At 72.3% G+C, this 17,971-nt stretch carries 19 protein-coding genes; 9 read left to right on the forward strand and 10 right to left on the reverse strand.

The window, feature by feature from the left end; translation table 11 throughout:
* Positions 1-78: 78 nt before the first annotated feature.
* The 4 genes from K330_RS19310 to map form a co-directional block, all read right to left on the reverse strand.
* Positions 79-747 carry a hypothetical protein gene (locus tag K330_RS19310; RefSeq protein ID WP_051145454.1) on the reverse strand — a complete coding sequence of 223 codons (669 nt, stop codon included), beginning with the start codon at positions 745-747 and terminating at the stop codon, positions 79-81.
* Between the two features lie 304 nt (positions 748-1,051).
* The gene (gene ppgK, locus K330_RS0105190) at positions 1,052-1,810 is read right to left on the reverse strand and encodes a polyphosphate--glucose phosphotransferase (protein WP_022920790.1); all 759 of its coding nucleotides are present in this window, start codon (positions 1,808-1,810) and stop codon (positions 1,052-1,054) included.
* 80 nt (positions 1,811-1,890) lie between these two features.
* Entirely contained in the window at positions 1,891-2,532 is a 642-nt protein-coding gene (locus tag K330_RS0105195; protein WP_022920791.1) for a pentapeptide repeat-containing protein, read from the reverse strand.
* Positions 2,529-3,395, reverse strand: a complete 867-nt coding sequence (map, locus tag K330_RS0105200; RefSeq protein WP_022920792.1) for a type I methionyl aminopeptidase — start codon at positions 3,393-3,395, stop codon at positions 2,529-2,531. The genes K330_RS0105195 and map overlap by 4 nt, the downstream gene beginning before the upstream one ends.
* A gap of 58 nt (positions 3,396-3,453) precedes the next feature.
* On the opposite strand from map, the gene K330_RS0105205 reads away from it, so the two are divergent.
* The 7 genes from K330_RS0105205 to K330_RS0105240 are packed head-to-tail and all read left to right on the forward strand — an operon-like array spanning position 3,454 to position 10,783.
* Positions 3,454-3,693, forward strand: a complete 240-nt coding sequence (locus K330_RS0105205; protein ID WP_308423431.1) for a methionine aminopeptidase — start codon at positions 3,454-3,456, stop codon at positions 3,691-3,693.
* Between the two features lie 31 nt (positions 3,694-3,724).
* Complete coding sequence (locus tag K330_RS0105210) at positions 3,725-4,114, forward strand: MGMT family protein (protein WP_022920794.1); 390 nt, start codon at positions 3,725-3,727, stop codon at positions 4,112-4,114.
* A gap of 22 nt (positions 4,115-4,136) precedes the next feature.
* Positions 4,137-5,465, forward strand: coding sequence for a glutamine synthetase family protein (locus K330_RS0105215; RefSeq protein ID WP_022920795.1), 1,329 nt, complete (start codon positions 4,137-4,139; stop codon positions 5,463-5,465).
* A 10-nt stretch (positions 5,466-5,475) separates the two neighbouring features.
* Complete coding sequence (locus K330_RS19315; RefSeq protein ID WP_022920796.1) at positions 5,476-8,664, forward strand: bifunctional [glutamine synthetase] adenylyltransferase/[glutamine synthetase]-adenylyl-L-tyrosine phosphorylase; 3,189 nt, start codon at positions 5,476-5,478, stop codon at positions 8,662-8,664.
* 9 nt (positions 8,665-8,673) lie between these two features.
* Positions 8,674-9,318: a hypothetical protein gene (locus tag K330_RS0105230; protein ID WP_022920797.1), complete on the forward strand. Its 645-nt coding sequence runs from the start codon at positions 8,674-8,676 to the stop codon at positions 9,316-9,318.
* A complete protein-coding gene (locus K330_RS0105235) occupies positions 9,315-10,025 on the forward strand; it encodes a HisA/HisF-related TIM barrel protein (RefSeq protein ID WP_022920798.1) in 711 nt (236 codons plus the stop codon). The genes K330_RS0105230 and K330_RS0105235 overlap by 4 nt, the downstream gene beginning before the upstream one ends.
* Positions 10,022-10,783 carry an SseB family protein gene (locus K330_RS0105240; protein ID WP_022920799.1) on the forward strand — a complete coding sequence of 254 codons (762 nt, stop codon included), beginning with the start codon at positions 10,022-10,024 and terminating at the stop codon, positions 10,781-10,783. The genes K330_RS0105235 and K330_RS0105240 overlap by 4 nt, the downstream gene beginning before the upstream one ends.
* An 88-nt stretch (positions 10,784-10,871) precedes the next feature.
* On the opposite strand, the gene K330_RS0105245 is transcribed toward K330_RS0105240, so the two are convergent.
* A complete protein-coding gene (locus K330_RS0105245; protein ID WP_022920800.1) occupies positions 10,872-11,750 on the reverse strand; it encodes an SDR family oxidoreductase in 879 nt (292 codons plus the stop codon).
* Positions 11,747-12,187 (reverse strand): nuclear transport factor 2 family protein, encoded by a 441-nt coding sequence (locus tag K330_RS0105250; protein WP_022920801.1) that lies wholly within the window; start codon positions 12,185-12,187, stop codon positions 11,747-11,749. The genes K330_RS0105245 and K330_RS0105250 overlap by 4 nt, the downstream gene beginning before the upstream one ends.
* Before the next feature lie 58 nt (positions 12,188-12,245).
* Here K330_RS0105250 and K330_RS0105255 point away from each other — a divergent pair, with 58 nt between their 5' ends.
* Positions 12,246-12,887, forward strand: a complete 642-nt coding sequence (locus K330_RS0105255) for a TetR/AcrR family transcriptional regulator (protein ID WP_022920802.1) — start codon at positions 12,246-12,248, stop codon at positions 12,885-12,887.
* 127 nt (positions 12,888-13,014) lie between these two features.
* Here K330_RS0105255 and K330_RS0105260 read toward each other — a convergent pair whose 3' ends face one another.
* The 4 genes from K330_RS0105260 to K330_RS0105275 form a co-directional block, all read right to left on the reverse strand.
* Positions 13,015-14,265 (reverse strand): cation:proton antiporter domain-containing protein, encoded by a 1,251-nt coding sequence (locus tag K330_RS0105260; RefSeq protein WP_022920803.1) that lies wholly within the window; start codon positions 14,263-14,265, stop codon positions 13,015-13,017.
* A 123-nt stretch (positions 14,266-14,388) separates the two neighbouring features.
* Positions 14,389-14,760: a DUF4260 family protein gene (locus K330_RS0105265; protein ID WP_022920804.1), complete on the reverse strand. Its 372-nt coding sequence runs from the start codon at positions 14,758-14,760 to the stop codon at positions 14,389-14,391.
* Positions 14,761-14,849: 89 nt separating this feature from the next.
* The gene (locus tag K330_RS0105270) at positions 14,850-16,226 is read right to left on the reverse strand and encodes a DUF6395 domain-containing protein (RefSeq protein ID WP_022920805.1); all 1,377 of its coding nucleotides are present in this window, start codon (positions 16,224-16,226) and stop codon (positions 14,850-14,852) included.
* A 159-nt stretch (positions 16,227-16,385) separates the two neighbouring features.
* Positions 16,386-17,318, reverse strand: coding sequence for an NADP-dependent oxidoreductase (locus K330_RS0105275; RefSeq protein WP_022920806.1), 933 nt, complete (start codon positions 17,316-17,318; stop codon positions 16,386-16,388).
* 162 nt (positions 17,319-17,480) lie between these two features.
* On the opposite strand from K330_RS0105275, the gene K330_RS0105280 reads away from it, so the two are divergent.
* Positions 17,481-17,930, forward strand: a complete 450-nt coding sequence (locus tag K330_RS0105280) for a hypothetical protein (protein WP_022920807.1) — start codon at positions 17,481-17,483, stop codon at positions 17,928-17,930.
* The last annotated feature ends 41 nt before the right edge of the window (positions 17,931-17,971 follow it).

Genomic DNA, 17,971 nt, shown 5'->3' on the forward strand with positions numbered 1-17,971 from the left:
CTCACACCACTCGCGACGCGTCGTTGCACAGATCCCACGATGCGTCATGGAGTCCTTGCAGCGAGGCGTCGCAAGTGCTCAGACGCGGCCACGTGACCGTGCAGCAGCACGGATCTTGGCCGCGACGAGCGGCGGCGAGAAGAGGTCGGCCCAGACGACGCGGGCGACGCCGTGGCCGAGCGAGCGGATGTCGTCCTCACGGTGCTTCTCGGCCGCGAGCTCTGCCCGGCCCTCTGACCCGCCGTACTTGACCATCCCGTCGAACTCGAGGACGACGTCGAGCTCGGGGAGGTAGAAGTCCACCCGAGCCCAACGGCCGTCCGGACGATGGATCAGGTGCTGCTCCACGAAGACGAGTCCCAGGCCGACGAGCACGAGCCGGAGCAAGGACTCACCCGGTGACTCGGCCCGCGCCGAGGCGCTCCCCACGACATACCGCGCCCGGGCCACGCCGGGCACCCGGCGCAGCCGACCCAGCCAGTGGTGCAGCTCCTCGGTGGTGACCATCTCGCGCCGGAGGGCCGCGTCGGCGGCCATGACGCCCGAGCGGACGCCAGCCATCATCCCCGTGCCGAGCACGGCGAGGGCAGGCACCACCGTGGCCACCATGCCGTGGCTGCCGATGGCGTCCGGACCAGGGCAACGATGGACCGTGAAGGCGTCCTGCCGCCGGGTGTTGGCGTCCTTGGACGTGTGCGCCACCCGCACCGGTCCGAGCTCGGAGACCAGCAGGGGCAGGCCGAGCACTGCGGCGGCACTCTGGTGGCTGACCGCGAGCTTCCCGTGCCGGCTCAGGACGACGGCGGTCGTCCGGATGCGGTGGGACTCCCGGGCGTCGGCGGCAGTGGGTGCGCAGCCGCGGGTCCATGGCGCCCCAGTGTGGTCCGGGACGGCCCGCCCGACGTCAGCTGCGGCGTAGACCTGTGGATAAGTCCCCGGTCCAGGGACGCAGGACCACTGACGACGCCGAGCTGCTGGGATCACCTGACGCATCAGGTGATCCCTGCAGCTCGACGTCGTGAGTGGGATGCGGCGCGGCAGCGCCGGCCCGTCACTCCTCCTCGTGGGCGGTGTACCACGCCGCCCCGATGATGCCCGCGTCGTTGCGCAGCTGCGCCGGGACGATCGGCGCGCGCAGGTCGAGCAGCGGCAGGAACTTGTCGGCCTTCTTGGACACGCCGCCGCCGACGATGATGAGGTCGGGCCACAGCAGGGCCTCGACGTGGGAGTAGTAGCGCTGCAGCCGCTTGGCCCACTCCTTCCACGACAGGTCCTCCTCGTCCCGCACGCTGCTGGCGGCCCGGGTCTCCGCGTCGTGGCCGTCGAGCTCGAGGTGCCCGAGCTCGGTGTTGGGCAGCAGCTCCCCGCGCAGGAAGAGGGCGCTGCCGATCCCGGTGCCCAGCGTGGTGAGCAGGACCACCCCCGTGTTGTCCTTGCCCGCGCCGTAGTGCATCTCGGCCACCCCCGCGGCGTCGGCGTCGTTGACGACGTGCACGGGCCGGCCGAGGCGCTCGGTGAAGAGCGCGTCGGCGTCGGTGCCGATCCAGCTCTTGTCGATGTTGGCGGCCGTGCGGACGACGCCGTGGTCGACCACCGCGGGCACGGTGATGCCGACCGGGGTGCCGTCCTCGACGTCGCCGGCCAGCTGGTCCACGAGCTCGACGACGAGGTCGGCGACGGCCTCAGGGGTCGACTTCTTCGGGGTGTCGATCCGGACCCGGTCGCGGGTGAACTCGCCCTCGTCCAGGTCGACCGGCGCCCCCTTGATGCCGCTGCCGCCGATGTCGATACCGAGGATGTGGGTGGCCATGAGGGTCCTTTCGGGCGCGGGTCCTGCGGGCCTGCACAGGGTATGACGTCACGCGCCCGGGCGCAGGCGCTGCGTCACTCCTACGGCTCGACGCGCAGCCCCAGCCCCTGCGCCATCAGCGGCGCGAGCATCGCCAGCTGGTCCGGCCCGACGGTCGCGCCACGCAGTCCGGCCACGTCGTCGACGCTCGCCAGGACGGCCCCGCGCAGGTCGACGTCGGTGAGCCGGCTGCCGCCCACGCGCAGCGTGTCCACCCGGGTGCCGGTCAGCGCGACACTACGGGCGGTGGCGCCGGAGAGCACGAGCTCGTCGACCACGCAGTCGGTGAGGGCCACGTCGACCAGCTCGGCGTCGCGCAGGTCGACGTAGCCCAGCCGGCAGCCGGTCAGGTCGACCGACCACCACTGCGCACCGGGCGCCTCGAGCACACCGACCCGACCACCGAGCCGCACCTCGCGCCACCGGCCGCCCGCGGCGCGCAGGACCGTCAGCCCGACCTGGTCCAGGTCGACCTCGGTGAGCCGGGCGCCGGAGAGCAGGGCCTCGTCGGCGGTGAGCCGGCTCAGCCGGGAGGCGGTGAGGAGCGCGTCGCCCAGGTCGAGCCGGTCGAGCCTCGCGCCGGCGCACACGACCGCCTCCAGGTCGGCGCCGGGTCGCAGCGCCGAGGCGTCGACCTCCGTCAGGACCCCGAGAGCCAGGTCGGGGACGGCTGGCGCCTTCACGGCCCCGGCAGCGTCAGGATCTCCGCGCCGTCGTCGGTGATGAGGATCGTGTGCTCGAACTGCGCCGAGGGCCGGCCGTCGGCGGTCAGCACGGTCCACCCGTCGTCCCACTCGACCCACTCGGGGGTGCCGAGGTTGAGCATCGGCTCGATCGTGAACGTCATACCCGGCTCGATGAGCGTGTCGTAGGCGGGCGCCGCGTCGTAGTGGGGGATGACGAGCCCGGAGTGGAAGGCCTCGCCGACGCCGTGCCCGGTGTAGTCGCGCACCACGCCGTAGCCGAAGCGCCGCGCGTAGCTCTCGATCACCCGGCCGATGACGTTGATCTCGCGCCCGGGGCGTGCGGCCCGGATCGCGCGCATCAGCGCCTCCTGCGTGCGCTCCACGAGCAGGCGGGTCTCCTCGGCGACCTCGCCGCACAGGAAGGTGGCGTTGTTGTCGCCGTGCACGCCGCCGACGTAGGCCGTGATGTCGATGTTGCAGATGTCCCCCTCCTGCAGCTCCCGGTCGTCGGGGATGCCGTGGCAGATGACCTCGTTGACCGACGTGCACAGCGACTTGGGGTAGCCGCGGTAGCCCAGGGTCGAGGGGTAGGCGCCGTGGTCGAGGAGGAACTCGTGGCCGGCCCGGTCGATCGCGTCGGTCGTCACGCCCGGACGGACCATCTCGCCGCACAGCTGCAGCGCCTGGGCGGCGATGCGTCCGGCCACCCGCATCCGCTCGATCGTCTCGGCGTCCTTGACCTCGCTGCCGCTGAAGGGTGCGGGCGCCGGCCGGTCGACGTACTCCGGGCGGGCGATCGAGGCGGGGACGGGCAGCCGCGGGCTGACGACTCCCGGGGCGAGGGGGGTGGTGGTCGGCATAGGGTGGAGTCTAGGTCGCCGCGCTGGGCGGCCGAGCCGGACAGCAGGAGGCACACCGATGGGTATGGAGTACTGGTACAACACCAAGACCGGCCGGGTCGAGGCGACCGACGACCCCGAGCGCGCCCGCAGTGCCGACCTGATGGGTCCCTACGGCAGCGAGGACGAGGCCTCCCGGGCCCTGGAGACCGCCGCGCAGAAGACGGCCCAGTGGGACGAGGAGGAGCGCAAGGAGCACGAGTGGCGCACCGGTGACGCCGACTCCGCCGCCTGGGACAACAACCCGCTCAACGACTGACGCGGCGCCCGGCAGCCACCCGCCCTGACCCGTGGACGACCTCCTCGTCGAGCGCGTGCTGCGCGCGGTCGAGCTCGTGCCGCCCGGCCGGGTCGTGTCCTACGGCGACCTCGCCGACCTCGTCGGCATCGGCCCCCGGCAGGTCGGCTCGATCATGCGGCACTGGGGCGGCGACGTGACGTGGTGGCGGGTCGTGAGCCACGCCGGAGACCTCGGCGGCGGCCTGCTGACGCGGGCCCGGCCGCACTGGGACGCCGAGGGGATCGCGGTCAAGCCCAACGGCCTGGGCTGCCGCATCGCCGACTACCGCGCCGACCTGGCGTTGCTCGCGGCCGACTACGAGCGGGCCGTCGCCGACCTGCCCGGGGACCCGGCCCGGGACCAGCGGCGACGCGCACGGCATACCCCCGCGCGCGGGTGAGGCCATGCGGCAGGATGGGCGCATGAACCGCCAGCAGGAGTATGTCCTCCGCACGATCGAGGAGAGGGACATCCGGTTCGTCCGGCTCTGGTTCACCGACCTCCTCGGCACCCTGAAGTCCGTCGCCGTGGCGCCGGCCGAGCTCGAGCAGGCCTTCACCGAGGGCATCGGCATCGACGGCAGCGTCATCGAGGGCTTCACCCGGGTCTACGAGGCGGACATGGTCATCCAGCCCGACGCGGACACCTTCCAGGTGCTGCCGTGGCGGGAGCGCACCGCGCGCATGTACTGCGACATCCACATGCCCGACGGCACCCCCGCCCCGACCGACTCGCGCCACATCCTGCGCAAGGCCCTCGACTCCGCCGCGCAGGAGGGGTTCACCTTCTACACCCACCCCGAGATCGAGTTCTACCTGTTCAAGGAGCCCTACGACCCGGCGGTCGGACCGGTCCCGGTCGACCAGGCCGGCTACTTCGACCACGTCGCCCGCGGGGACGGGCACGACTTCCGGCGCGCGGCCATCGAGATGCTCGAGCAGATGGGCATCTCGGTGGAGTTCAGCCACCACGAGGGCGGGCCGGGCCAGCAGGAGATCGACCTGCGCTACGCCGACGCGCTGTCGATGGCAGACAACATCATGACCTTCCGCACGGTGGTCCGGGAGGTCTCGATGCAGGAGCAGGCGTTCGCCACCTTCATGCCCAAGCCGCTCGCGCCGCACCCGGGGTCGGGCATGCACACGCACATGTCGCTGTTCGAGGGCGACAGCAACGCCTTCTACGAGCCGGGCGCCCCCTACGAGCTCTCGCAGACGGGGCGCCGCTTCATGGCCGGTGTGCTGCGGCACAGCCGGGAGATCTGCGCGGTGACCAACCAGTGGGTCAACTCCTACAAGCGTCTGTGGGGCGGGGGAGAGGCGCCGGCCTACGTGTGCTGGGGGCACAACAACCGCTCCGCCCTCGCGCGCGTGCCGATGTACTCCATCGGCAAGGGGCACTCGCGCCGCATCGAGGTCCGCTCGATCGACTCGGCGTGCAACCCCTACCTGACGTATGCGGTCATCCTCGCCTCGGGCCTGCGCGGCATCCGGGAGGGCTACGACCTCCCCCCGGAGGCCGAGGACGACGTGTGGGCGCTGACGGACGCCGAGCGCCGGGCGATGGGCATCGACCCGCTGCCGCAGAGCCTGGGTGAGGCCGTGGCCGTCATGGAGGAGTCCGACCTCGTCGCGGACGTGCTCGGCGAGCAGGTCTTCGACTTCTACCTGCGCAACAAGTGGCAGGAGTGGGGCGACTACCGCTCCCAGGTGACCCGCTTCGAGCTCGACCGCTACCTGCTCCACCTGTGAGAGGTATGCCGTGACCTCCGAGCGCGCGGGCACGGCGGGGCGTGGCCGGGACCGTCGCGCACCCGGTGAGGCCCCCGGCGGGGTGACGTCCGGCGAGCTGGTGCGGGCGGGTCTGGACGACACCCGCCGGGCGTCGGCGCTGGTGGAGGAGCTGCGCGAGCGCGTCGGGGACCTGGACCTGCCCGGCCTCCTGGCCGACCTGGGCGTCGCCGCCGACCCCGACGCGGCGCTGCTGTCCCTGGCCCGGCTCCTGGACCCGTCCACGACCGACCTGACGGGCGGGCCCACCGCGGAGCACGTCACCCCGGTCCTGCGGTCCGGGGGAGACCCGCGCCGCCGCCTGCTCGCCCTGCTCGGCGGGTCCGCCGCCCTCGGTGACCACCTCGTGCGCCACCCCGAGCACATCGCCGACGTGGCGGAGGGCCGACAGCCGGACCCGGACGCCGTGGTGCGGGCGGTGGAGGGCCTGCGCGACCGCGAGGGCGCCGACGCGCTGCGCGTCGCCTACCGCCGGGAGCTGCTGCGCGTGGCCACCACCGACCTAATGGGCGAGAACCCGCTGGAGCTGATGCCCACCGTGGGGGCCTGGCTGGCCGACCTGGCCTCGGCCGCGCTCCGGGGAGCCCTGCTCCTGGCCCGGGCGGAGACGCCGGGGGAGGAGACCTGCGACCTGGCGGTGGTCGGCATGGGCAAGACGGGCGGGTGCGAGCTCAACTACGTCAGCGACGTCGACGTGATCTTCCTGGCCGCCCCCCGCGGCGACCACGACGAGGAGCAGGCCATGAAGGTCGGGGCCTCGCTGGCCTCGGCGGTGATGCGGATCTGCGGGCAGTCCACCGCAGAGGGGGCCCTGTGGCAGGTTGACGCGGCGCTGCGCCCGGAGGGCAAGCGCGGTCCGCTGGTGCGCAGCCTGCGATCGCACCGGGAGTACTACCAGCGCTGGGCCAAGACGTGGGAGTTCCAGGCGCTGCTCAAGGCCCGGCACGTGGCCGGCGAGGAGCACCTGTCGACCGCGTGGTTCGACATCGTGCGGCCGATGGTCTGGGAGGCCTCCGGGCGCGAGAACTTCGTCGACGACGTGCAGGCGATGCGCCGCCGGGTCGAGGAGCACGTCCGGCCCGCCGAGGCCGAGCGGCAGATCAAGCTGGGGCCCGGCGGTCTGCGCGACATCGAGTTCAGCGTGCAGCTGCTCCAGCTGGTCCACGGTCGTGCCGACGAGGAGCTGCGCTCGCGCACCACGCTCGAGGCGCTCGCGGCTCTGCGGGACGGGGGCTACGTCGGCAGGGACGACGCCCGGGCCCTGGACGAGGCCTACCGCCTGCTGCGGTGCCTGGAGCACCGGGTGCAGCTGCACCGGATGCGGCGCACCCACCTGATGCCCACCTCCTCGCCCGAGCTGCGCCGCCTCGGCCGGGCGCTGGGCGAGCGGGGCGAGGCCGAGCGTGCGCTCGTCGAGCGCTGGCGCACGGTGCGCCGCGACGTGCGACGGCTGCACGAGCGGCTGTTCTACCGGCCGCTGCTCAGCGCCGTGGCCCGGCTGTCGACCGAGGAGGCGCGGCTCTCTCCGGAGGCGGCCCGGGTGCGGCTGGCCGCGCTGGGCTTCCGTGACCCTGCCGGGGCGATGCGCCACCTCGAGGCGCTGACCGAGGGGGTCAGCCGCCGGGCCACGATCCAGCGCCACCTGCTGCCGGTCATGCTGTCCTGGTTCGCCGACGGCGCCGACCCTGACGCCGGGCTGCTCGCCTTCCGCCAGATCAGCGACGCCCTGGGCACGACGCACTGGTACCTCGGGATGCTCCGCGACGAGGGCACCGCCGCCCAACGTCTCGCCAGCGTCCTCGCCACCAGCCGGTATGCGGTGGACCTGCTCATGCGCTCGCCCGACACGGTCTCGCTCCTGGGTGACCCGTCGGGGCTCGTCCCGCCGGACCGGGAGGCCGTGCTGGGCCGCATGTTCGCCGCGGCCGACCGGCAGGAGAACCCGGAGGAGGCCTTCCTCGCGGTGCGCAAGGTGCGAGCGCGCGAGCTGGTCCGGGTCGTCCTCGGCGACCTCGTGGGGTCCTGGACGGGCGAGCAGGTCAGGTCGGCGCTGACCGACCTGACCGACGCCTACCTCGAGGGCGCGCTCGGCGTCGCCCGGCACCGGGTGCTGACGCGGCGCGAGGAGGACCCGGCCGTGGCGCTGCTCGTCGTGGGCATGGGCCGGCTGGGTGGACGAGAGCTCGGCTACGCCAGCGACGCCGACGTCATGTACGTCTTCGACCCCCTGCCCGGGGCCGACCCCGACCTCGCGGCCGAGCAGGCGGGGGAGATCTTCACCGAGCTGCGCAAGGGCCTGTCGGGCGCCGGACCGGACCCGGTGCTCGAGCTGGACGCGGGCCTGCGCCCGGAGGGGCGCAACGGGCCGTTGGTCCGGAGCCTGGAGAGCTACCGCACCTACTACGAGCGCTGGTCCGCCGGCTGGGAGTCGCAGGCGCTGCTCCGGGCCCGCCCGGTGGCGGGCAGCAGCGACCTGGGACGCCGCTTCTGCGAGCTCGTCGAACCGCTGCGCTGGCCACCGGGAGGCATCAGCGAGGCCGCGGTGCACGAGATCCGGCGCCTGAAGGCGCGCATGGAGGCCGAGCGGCTGCCCCGGGGCGCCGACCCACGCACGCACCTCAAGCTGGGTCGGGGTGGGCTCACGGACGTCGAGTGGGTCGTGCAGCTGCTCCAGCTGGAGCACGGTCATGCGTTCCCGGCGCTGCAGACGACCAGCACGATGCGGGGGCTGGAGGCGGCCGTCGACGCCGGCCTGGTACGCGCCGAGGACGCCGAGGAGCTGGCCAGGGCGTGGCGGCTCGCGTCCCGGCTGCGCGACGCCGGTGTGGTCTGGCGGGGACGTCAGGTCGACTCCGTCCCGAGCAACCTGCGGGACGCCGAGGGGATGTCCCGGGTGATGGGCCGTCAGGCGGGTCGCGGCGGGGAGCTGAGCGAGGAGTGGCGGCGGGCCGGGCGGCACGCGCGCGTGGTGGTCGAGCGCCTGCTCTACGGCGACGCAGCCCCCGCGGCGACCCGCTCGGTCGAACCCGCCCGCACGGACCGGAGGGGGCGTCCCGGCAGGGCTGCCGGGTTCTCGCGGGCGGCCCAGGGACCGCCGCCCTCGCCGAAACGCTTCCCGCGGCCCCGCCCGGGATCCGAACCGCCGGGGCGGCGTTCGTAGGATGACCCGGTGAGCTCCGAACCTGCGCCCCGGCCGGGCGACACCCCGACCGGACTGCTGCTGCTCGGCGGCAGCCGGCGCGAGGTGGACGCCTGGGTGGCCAAGCACGTCGCCCCGCTGGTGGTGGCCCCGGTCAAGGGCTGGACGCTGGTGGCGGCCGTCGGCTCCTCGAGCGTCGGTGCGCCCTACGACGACGCCGCGACGGTGCTCGCCGCGCGGCCCGTCCCCGTCAAGGCCGGTCCGGCCCTGGGCTTCTTCGAGATCGACGGGCGTGCCGTGCTGACGCTGCACGGCACCGGCCGGCGGCGCAACCCGACCTGGGTGGTGTGGGAGCCCGACCACGGGCTGCTGCGCCCGCCGGGCCTGGAGCTCGCGGGGCCCGCCGAGCTGGTCCGGACGGCCGGGCGCCCGTCCTCGACGCGCGACGAGCTGGTCGACCTGCTGCACGAGACGCAGGCGAGGCCGGTGATGATGCTGCAGGCGGTGATGGCGACGCTCGAGCTGCCGGGGACGCGTCTGCTCACCGACCCGCTGCTCGCACGGGAGCTGCCCGAGGCGGTGCTGCACGAGCCCGACGCCCGGCAGGTGGGATGGTTCGAGGACTCCGTGGCCGACTCGGTGCGGCTGCGTCGCGAGCTGGGGGTGCTGGAGTGAGCCCGGTGCTGGAGCTGCTCGCGGCGGTCGACGTCGCGGGTCGGCGCGCCACGCAGGTGGTCGACGGTGGCGACGACGACCCGGCGGGCGTCGCCCGGCGCTGGGTCGAGCAGGGCGCCGGGTGGGTCCACCTCGTCGACCTCGACCGGGCCTACCGCCGGGGGTCCGACCTGCCCTACCTCGCCGAGCTCGTCGCCGGGCTGCCCGTGCCGGTGCAGCTCTCCGGCGGCCTCGACACGCCCGAGGCCGCCGAGGAGGCGCTGGCCACCGGTGCCCGTCGCGTCAACCTTGCGGTCACCGCGCTGCGCGACCCCGTATGGGTCGTGGACCTGGTGCGCGAGCATGGCGACAGGGTTGCCGTCGGTCTCGACGTGACCGGCGACCAGGTGGTCGCCCGGGGCTCGGGGGAGGTCCTGGGGTCGCTGGAGGAGGTCCTGACCACCGTCGAGGGGCACCTCGCCGACACCCCGCCCGGTGCGTATGTGGTGGCTGACGCGGCGCGGGACGGGCGTCTCGGCGGAGTCGACCCTGCGTTGTTCCGGGCTGTCGTCGAGCGGCTGAACGCCCCGGTCGTCGCCTCCGGCGGGGTGGCCGGCATCCCCGACCTGCTCGCGCTGCGCGACGCCGGCGTGTCCGGGGTCGTCCTCGGCGCCGCGCTGCACCACGGGCGCTTCACCCTGCCCGACGCCCTGGAGGCCCTCCGATGACACACCGCTTCAGCGGGCACGACCCGGGCGAGGGCAAGGACACCGGCGGGGTTCCCTGGGAGGGGCGGACCCTGACCGGGACGGGTTTTGACGGTGACACCGGGGAGGCCGACGCCCGCCTGGCACACCTGCTGGCCGAGGCGGACCCGGACCCCGTCGCCCTCGTCGAGGCGGTCTCCGGCGCCCGGCTGATCGTCCCCGTCGTGGCGGTGCCGGGGGAGATCGACGACTCCAGCGGCATCCCCGCGGACGCCACCAGCGACATGGCCTCGGTGACCCTGGTGGCACCCGACGGGCAGCGTGCCCTGCCGGCCTTCACGAGCACCGCTGCCCTGAGCACGTGGGACGCGGGTGCCCGCCCGGTGCCTGTCACCGCCCAGCGGGCGGCGCTGGCAGCGGTCCAGGAGGGGTGCGACGTCATCCCGCTGGACCTGGCCGCACCTCCGGGGCCGGCTGCCTACACGCTTCGGCCGTCGATGGTCTGGGCGCTGGCCATGGGGCGCGCCTGGGCACCCGCGCACAGCGACGAGCACGTCGCCGCTGCCGTCTCCGCGGCCGTGTCGGACGAGTCGGACGTGGCGGCGCACCGCCTGGAGCCCGGGCCCGAGCACGCGCTGCAGGTGTGCCTCAACCTGCGCCCCGGTCTGACCGCGGACCAGGTGCGGGCGCTCGTGACCAGGGTGGGGGAGCGCATCGCGACCGACGGGGAGGCCCGGGCACGGATCGACGCGCTCGCCTTCCGCCTGCAGGCCGGTTGACGAGCGAGCCAAGCGACCGGGGCCGCTGGGTCGATGAGCTACTCCTGGCGTCGAGTGCTGACTTCTCGTCGTGGGCCTGACTCCAGGCTCAGCTGGGCACCGAGGTCGGGGCGGCGCTGACGAAAGCGTGCACGAAGGACTCGAGGTCGGTCGGCTCGACACCGAAGGTCGCGCTTGTCAGGGTCATGTCAACGGGTGAGTCGTAGCCCTCGAGCGCGGTGAGCAGCTGGACGACGAAATCCGGGAGGTCACCCGCCGGTCCTCCCGGTGGCACCGTATGCACCGCGACCCGCCTGTCGAGCTCGTGCTCGAAGGCCGCCACGACGTCGCGCCAGGACAGGGGCCTCGGCCCGCCTATCCGGATCGTCTGGTGGCCTGGCTCGCCGTCGTGCTGCAGCACAGCGAGGGCATAGGCGGCGACATCGCCCATGGCCACGAAGGAGTGGTGCCGGTCGCCGTCGCCGACGAGGGTCACGGGACGGTTCGACAGGGCCGGGTCCCCGACCACGATCGGGATGAGCCGGTCCATGAACACGTCGGGCTGCAGGATGACCGAGGCCATGCCGCTGGCGCGTAGCCGTTCCTCGCTGAGCCCCTTGGCACGCAGCAGCGGCATCGGATGGTCCGGGGCGGCGCCGAGGGCCGAGACGAACACGAACAGTCGGACCCCGGCGTTCTCGGCGGCCTCGATCAGATTCAGGTTGCCGGTCAGATCGACCGACTCGACCGTGTCGGGTGCGGTTCGGGAGGTGGCGTTGGCGGTGGTGATGACGGTGTCCACACCTGTGCAGGCCGCGGACAGCGTTCCGGGCTCCTTGAGGTCCCCGGTGACGACGTCGACGCCGGGCCAGCGCTCCGCCACAGAGGCGCCGTCTCTGGTGAGCGCCCGGACGGGCTCACCCTGCTGGAGCAGAGCATCGGTGATGCGGCTGCCGAGGTCACCGGTGGCTCCGACGATGAGGATCATGAGGGCTCCTGCGGGGGTGGGGGTTCGCCGGCGACCCGGAGGACGGCGTGGTCTGCTGAGCCGCTGAGGCGCTCGACCGGCTCCAGGTAGAAGGTGGCGGCGGTGATGGTGGCGCCCGCGGGCACCTCGAAGATGACCACTCCGGCCATCAGGAACTGGCTCGCATCAGCCCGCGTGCCGTGGAGCTCCCACTCGGTCCACGCGAACGGCCCGTCGGTGGTGAACCGCAGGATGTCGGCGCGCACGTCGGGCACGGCGACGAAGATGTGGGCCCAGTTGCGGCGGACCTGGTCCCTGCCGGCGAACCCGCGCCGGGGGTGGGCGGGTGTGCGGTTGAGATAGTCCTCGACGAAGCAGCCGACCAGGGCCTGCAGATCATGGGTGTTCACGGCGTGGACCAGCCGGTCCAGCGGAGGCGGGAGCGGGCGGTCCGGCATGGCAACACACCTAATTCCGTTACAGTTGGCTGTAACTGATTTCAGTATGGGAGCCGTCATGAGCCACGTCAAGACCCGTCGCCGCTACGACTCCAGCCGCCGCCAGGACGCCGCCCGCCGCACCCGGCAGGCCGTCCTCGACGTCGCGGAGCGGTTGTTCCTCCGCGACGGGTACGCCGGCGTGACCGTCGCCGCGATCGCCCGGTCAGCGGGTGTCTCCCCGGAGCTGATCTACAAGACGCACGGCGGCAAGAGCGGCCTGATGAAGGCCATCTACCAGCGGCGTCTGGCGGGGACCGGCCCGGTGCCGGCCTATGACCGCTCCGACGAGATGCGCGAGCACCACACTGACCCGACCGAGATCGTGCGGCAGTGGGGGCTGCTCACCGCCGAGGTCACCGCCGAGCTCACCCCGATCCGCCTCCTCCTGCGCGCAGCCGCTGCCGTCGACCCACAGATGGCGACCCTCCTGGAACGCACCGAGGACGAACGCCTCGACCGGATGCGCCACCATGCCCGGTTCCTGGCCGAGCGGAAGTACCTCCGAGCCGACGTCTCTCTCGACGAGGCCATCGACGTCCTCTGGGCCTGCAGCTCGACCGAGTTCTACGAGCTCCTCGTGATGCGACGCGACTGGCCCCTGCCGCGGTACGCCCGATTCATCACCGACTTCATGACCGTTGGACTCCTACCGCGATGACAGTCCCCGCCACGAGACCGCCGGCACCAGGGGTACGCGTAGGCGCTGGCGGCCGGAGCTACCGCGCCGGGTGGCGTTCGCATGGCTCTCATGCAGAGCCCCTTTGGGTGCGTCACCGATCGTCGTCTCATCCGGCTGGTTCTTCCTGCCTCTCGCGCCGTCGTGGTTCCTGGGCGTGCAGCCAGGCGCTGAACGGCGCGGACGTGAGGCCGTGAAGGAGGACCGAGATGGTGATCGCCAGGGTGGCGTAGACGAAGATGTCGTGGTTGCCGGTGTGCCGTTCGGCCAGTGTGGCGTAGAACAGCGCAGAGACCCCGATGGGGGCGAACCAGCTGAGGAAGGCTGCCTCGCTACGGTCGTGCACGCTCCCCAGCACGGGCCACAGCGTCCAGATCGTGGCCAGGCGCCGGAACAGGACGGCCCCCGCGAGGACCAGGACCGGCGCCCAGCCCAGTCCGGCCCAGGCACCGATCGGTAGTGCCAGACCCAGCAGGATGAAGATCGGCAGCAGGAAGAGACGGGCGACGGCGTCGTGCACCTTGTCCTCCTCCGCCTCGTCACGTTGGGGGATGACCTGTCCGAACACCGCGGCACCGACGAACACGGCCAGGAGGGCATCCGTGCCCAGCAGCTTGCCACCGCCCAGCAGCACAAGAGACAGCGGAACGACGAATGCCAGATAAGAGCTCTCCTCCATCAGCCCGTGGTTTCGGACCAGGACGAACAACGTGCCCAGGACGAGGCCCGCGAAGGCACCAAGCAGCGCCGCGCCCACGACCTCCCGCAGCAGGACCTTGACCATCAGCTCGTGCCACGCCTGGTCGGGCTTGGTGATCAGCAGGACGGGAAGCATGACGAACAGGTAACCCAGTCCGTCGTTGATCCCGCTCTCGGCCGAGAGGTTGTGCCGCACCTTCTCGGGCACCTTCTCCTCAGCCAGCGACCCGGTCACGATCGGTGTCGTGACCACGGGGTCCGTCGGCGTCACGATCGCGCCCACCAGCAGCGCCACAAGGAACGGCACTCCCAGGCCCCACCACGCCACACCCGTGGCCACGACGAGCATGAGAAGCATTCCCAGCCCGATCATGGTGACGACCCAACGAGCATTGGCCCGCCAGTACCCGTGCGGCAGTCGCAGCGCGACGCCGGCCAGCCCCACCGCCAGGGTGATCCTGGCCGCCTGCTCGAGCAAGGTGCCGGTCGGCACCTCGAAGTCCTCGACCCGGACCAGGTCCAGGGCGTGCGGGCCGATCACCGTTCCGAAGCACAGGCACAGCAGCGGACCGGGCAGACTGGCCCGCTGCAGCACCGTCGAGAACGCGGCAAAGGTCAAGAGCGCCCCAGCGAACAATGCCAGGAGCAGGTTGATGTCCACGTCGGTCGAAGCCTTCCTGCCGGATGGGCACAGGCAACCACCCAGCGGCTGGCAGCGCCTCTCGGGTCGACCTCGGCCCCCAGCTGCACCACATACCGCTGCCTCTTGACGGAAAGTGCGTGGTCAGCGCTTCGTGCCAACCTCTCCGAGGTGGGTGTGTGTGAAGCGGTCCGTGAACTTCAGCCCATACCCGAGCAGACGATCGACGGCGATGTGGAAGGCCCACGTCAAGGTGACGAAGAGGGGCCAGCGCGCATCGACCGCCCCCACCCAGCTGAGAAGAAGCAGCGTGGCCGGTCCCAGGTAGCTGTGGCCGACGTTGTAGCTGACCGCCCCGACCGTCGGGGAGACGAGGTAGCCAAGCATCGAGAGATCCCAGAGCAGGAAGATCGCGACAAGCCACCACCAGGCGAAGCCCAGCTGAACGAAGACAACCACGACCAGCGCCGCCACCGCCGCGCTCTCGATCCGTTGGAACCACACCGGCAGGGCCACCCAAGCAGTATCCACCCCCGTCCAGGAGCGTGCTTGAGCACTGACTGTCCGCGTCTCGGGCGAACTCCTGGGTTCGCGGACCTGCGCGGTCACAGCAAGGACGACCGCCGTCGGTCCAGCGCGGCCTGAAGCTCCCGGCGCACCCTGCGCCGGGCTCTCCTCGACCCGTCCCGCGGAGGGTGCGCAGCCATCCAGCCCTCGAGCTCGTTCTGCGCGGCGGCGCGGCCAGCGTCTGGCACGGTGACGTCATACCCGCGCACCGCGGCCTCCTCCTCAGCGATCATGGGCGAGGCGAACCGGTGCACCTCGGCGGTGATTCCTGCGCGATAGCGCTGCGGGAGCAGCTGCAGCGCGGGTTCGTACGAGCGAGTGAGCCAGTCGCGCGGGTCGGGGCCGGCTTTGGCCGCCACCGATCGCAGGAGTGCGCTGCGGCCACCGTCAGCCAGGTATCGGTGCGCGCAGTGCGCCAGCACCGGCTCCACCTTCATGGGCTCGACCAGAAGATGCTGGCGGGCTTCCCGGTCGCGCCACTGCCGCTCGATCGCACGGTCGTCCGGCCACCTGCCGCTGACCGCAGACGTGAGCAGGTCCTTCCGGGCGCACTTCGGGCATCGACGGCACGGGCGCCCGAGGCGTGAGCCGCGCACGCACGACTGAGCTGCTCGCCCAAGCTCGTCCTGCTGGACGATCGCGCTCGTCACCACCTCCGAGACCCCGGCGACCGGCACGCACACGGGCAGGCTCAGCACCGCGAAGAGAGGTCCCCACTCGGCGACGAAGGGCGACCGTGCGTAGTCACGGAATCGACCACGCTGCAACCGGTAGGTGGCCTCCAGGGGAGCGCCCCACGCGACGGCGTCGAGCCGGTCGGCGTCGGCATGCAGCAGAAGGGGAACGGCCGTGGTCAGGTCGTGCGGGAAGCCCATGGGGTGTCGCAGGTACTCGACGTCGCTCGGCACCACCCTCACAGCGCGTCCGTGCCGCGCCAGGACCTCGCACGACTGCTCTGCTGCCCGGCCGTCCATCATGGTGGCCCGTCGCTCGCCCCGAGGCCTCCGCCTGGACAGGTGATAGCTGTGGGTGCTCTCCGGCAGCAGCACCAGGGCCGCGACGCTGTCCGTGCCCCCGCTGAAGCACAGACCGGGTCGACCGTCCCGTGGGGTGGCACGCGGGGAATGCTCCCGGACGTGCGCCACGGTCAGGCCGAGCCCGGCGCGGATCGCGGCGGCCAGCTCTCGGCTCGCCGGGACGGAGCAGGAGAAGGGCGTGGCCTTGGACACCCACGGACGGACGCAGAGCAACGCGCTGACGACAAGGAGGTCCGGATGCACCTTCCCTGGCGCCACGTCCAGGAGGAAGCTGGTCCTGCCGCGGGCGAGCTCGACGCCTCGCCGAGTGCGCTCGCCCTCGCTCGGCTCCAGCACGAAGGTGACCCTGCCGGGCGTGTGCTCGATCTTGACGTGCATCAGCCAGGCGCCTCCGCGCCGGCACGAACTGCGTCCCCTGCATCCAGGTCCCTCACGCGACCATCATCGGCCACGCGGCGAGCACGGTCCGGTAGCCGCACCGGGCGGTGGAGATCACCCGACCACCGGGTGCCCGGCGCAGGGGCCGACGAGCGGTGCCTACCCGTGGTCGCCGACGGTGACGGCAATCTTGCCCCGCACGTGTCCCTCGATGCTGCTGCGGAAGGCGTCGGCCGCGCGCTCCATCGGGAAGGTGTCGGCGATGACCGGCTTCACGCTCCCGGCCTCCACGAGCTCGGTGAGCGCGAGCAGGTGGACGGGGTCGGGGCGGACGAAGACGTAGCGGCCACCTTTCTCCTTCACTCCGACGTCGACCACGGAGGCAACCCGCTCGGGCGTCCGCAGGTACGGCAGGGACGCCATCCAGTCGTCGCCCCCCACGAGGTCGACGACGGCATCGAGCCCGTCGGGCGCCGCCTCGACGATGCGCTCGGCGAGCCCGTCGCCGTAGGTCAGCGGTTCGGCGCCGAGCGAGCGCAGGAAGTCGTGGTTCTTCGGGGACGCAGTAGCCAGCACGCGGGCTCCCCACGCGGTGGCGATCTGGACGGCGTAGGTGCCCACGCCGCCTGCTCCGTTGTGCACCAGGACGGTGTCACCCCCCGTGGTGCCGACCGCCTCGAGCGACTGGTATGCCGTCAGCCCGGCGAGAGGGATGGTCGCGGCTTCGGCCCAGGACACGTTGCGCGGTTTCCGGGCAAGAGCCCGCACCGGAGCGGCGACCCGCTCGGCGAAGGTGCCCAGCCCCACCGTGTCCATGCGGGCGTAGCCGATCACCTCGTCGCCGGCCTGGAACTCGGTCACCGACGCCCCCGGGTCCACGACCACCCCAGCCACGTCCCAACCCGGAATCACCGGAAAGTAGGTCGGCAGGGCAGCGTCGAGGTAGCCGGCGGTGATCTTCCAGTCGACCGGATTGACCGACGACGCCCGCACGTCGAGGAGCACGCTGTCCGGCCCCACCTTGGGGTCAGGCTGGTCGCCGTACCGGAGAACCTCAGGACCGCCGTACTCGTCGTAGAAGACTGCCTTCATCGTGCTCCTTCTCCCAAGAATTCGCCCCGCGCCGGGGCTCGCCATCTCTCGGCGGCGGCAACGGCCAGCTCTTGGTGCGCATTCCCGACCCGAGGCGATCGCCAGGCGGCGCACTCACGCGCCTGCGGGCGGGTTGTCGGGGGCCAGGTCTACGGTGCCTTCATGGCTGACTGGGACGAGATCTTGAGAGCGGTGGGACTTGCCCTGGGCGGCGACCGCGAGGCCGGCCGAGAGGCTCTGGTGATCGCGTGGGAAGGGACGCGGGAGAGCGATCATGCTCAGCGGTGTGTCATCGCGCACTACCTGGCCGATCTTCAGGCGTCTCTCGAGGACGAGGTTCTCTGGGATGAGGTCGCCCTGGCCGAGCACGCCCATGTCGCTGACGCCGACCTGACGCCTGTGGGCGTTTCAGCAGCCGCCAGCCTGGGGCCAAGTCTCCATCTGAACCTCGGGGACGGATATGTGCGTCAAGGACCACTGCGCGAGGCTGAGGGAGAGCTCGACAAGGGCCTGCAGACGCAGCACGTTCTTCCCGCGGACGGATACGGGGACATGGTCCGCGGCGGGCTGGACCGGCTGCGCTCGCGCCTGCACGAGGCGACGACAGGCTAGGTCCGCGACGCACCCTGCCGCGGACAGACAGGGCCGAGGCG

The organism is Ornithinimicrobium pekingense DSM 21552, assembly GCF_000421185.1.
In the GTDB taxonomy this organism is placed as follows: Bacteria; Actinomycetota; Actinomycetes; order Actinomycetales; family Dermatophilaceae; genus Ornithinicoccus; species Ornithinicoccus pekingensis.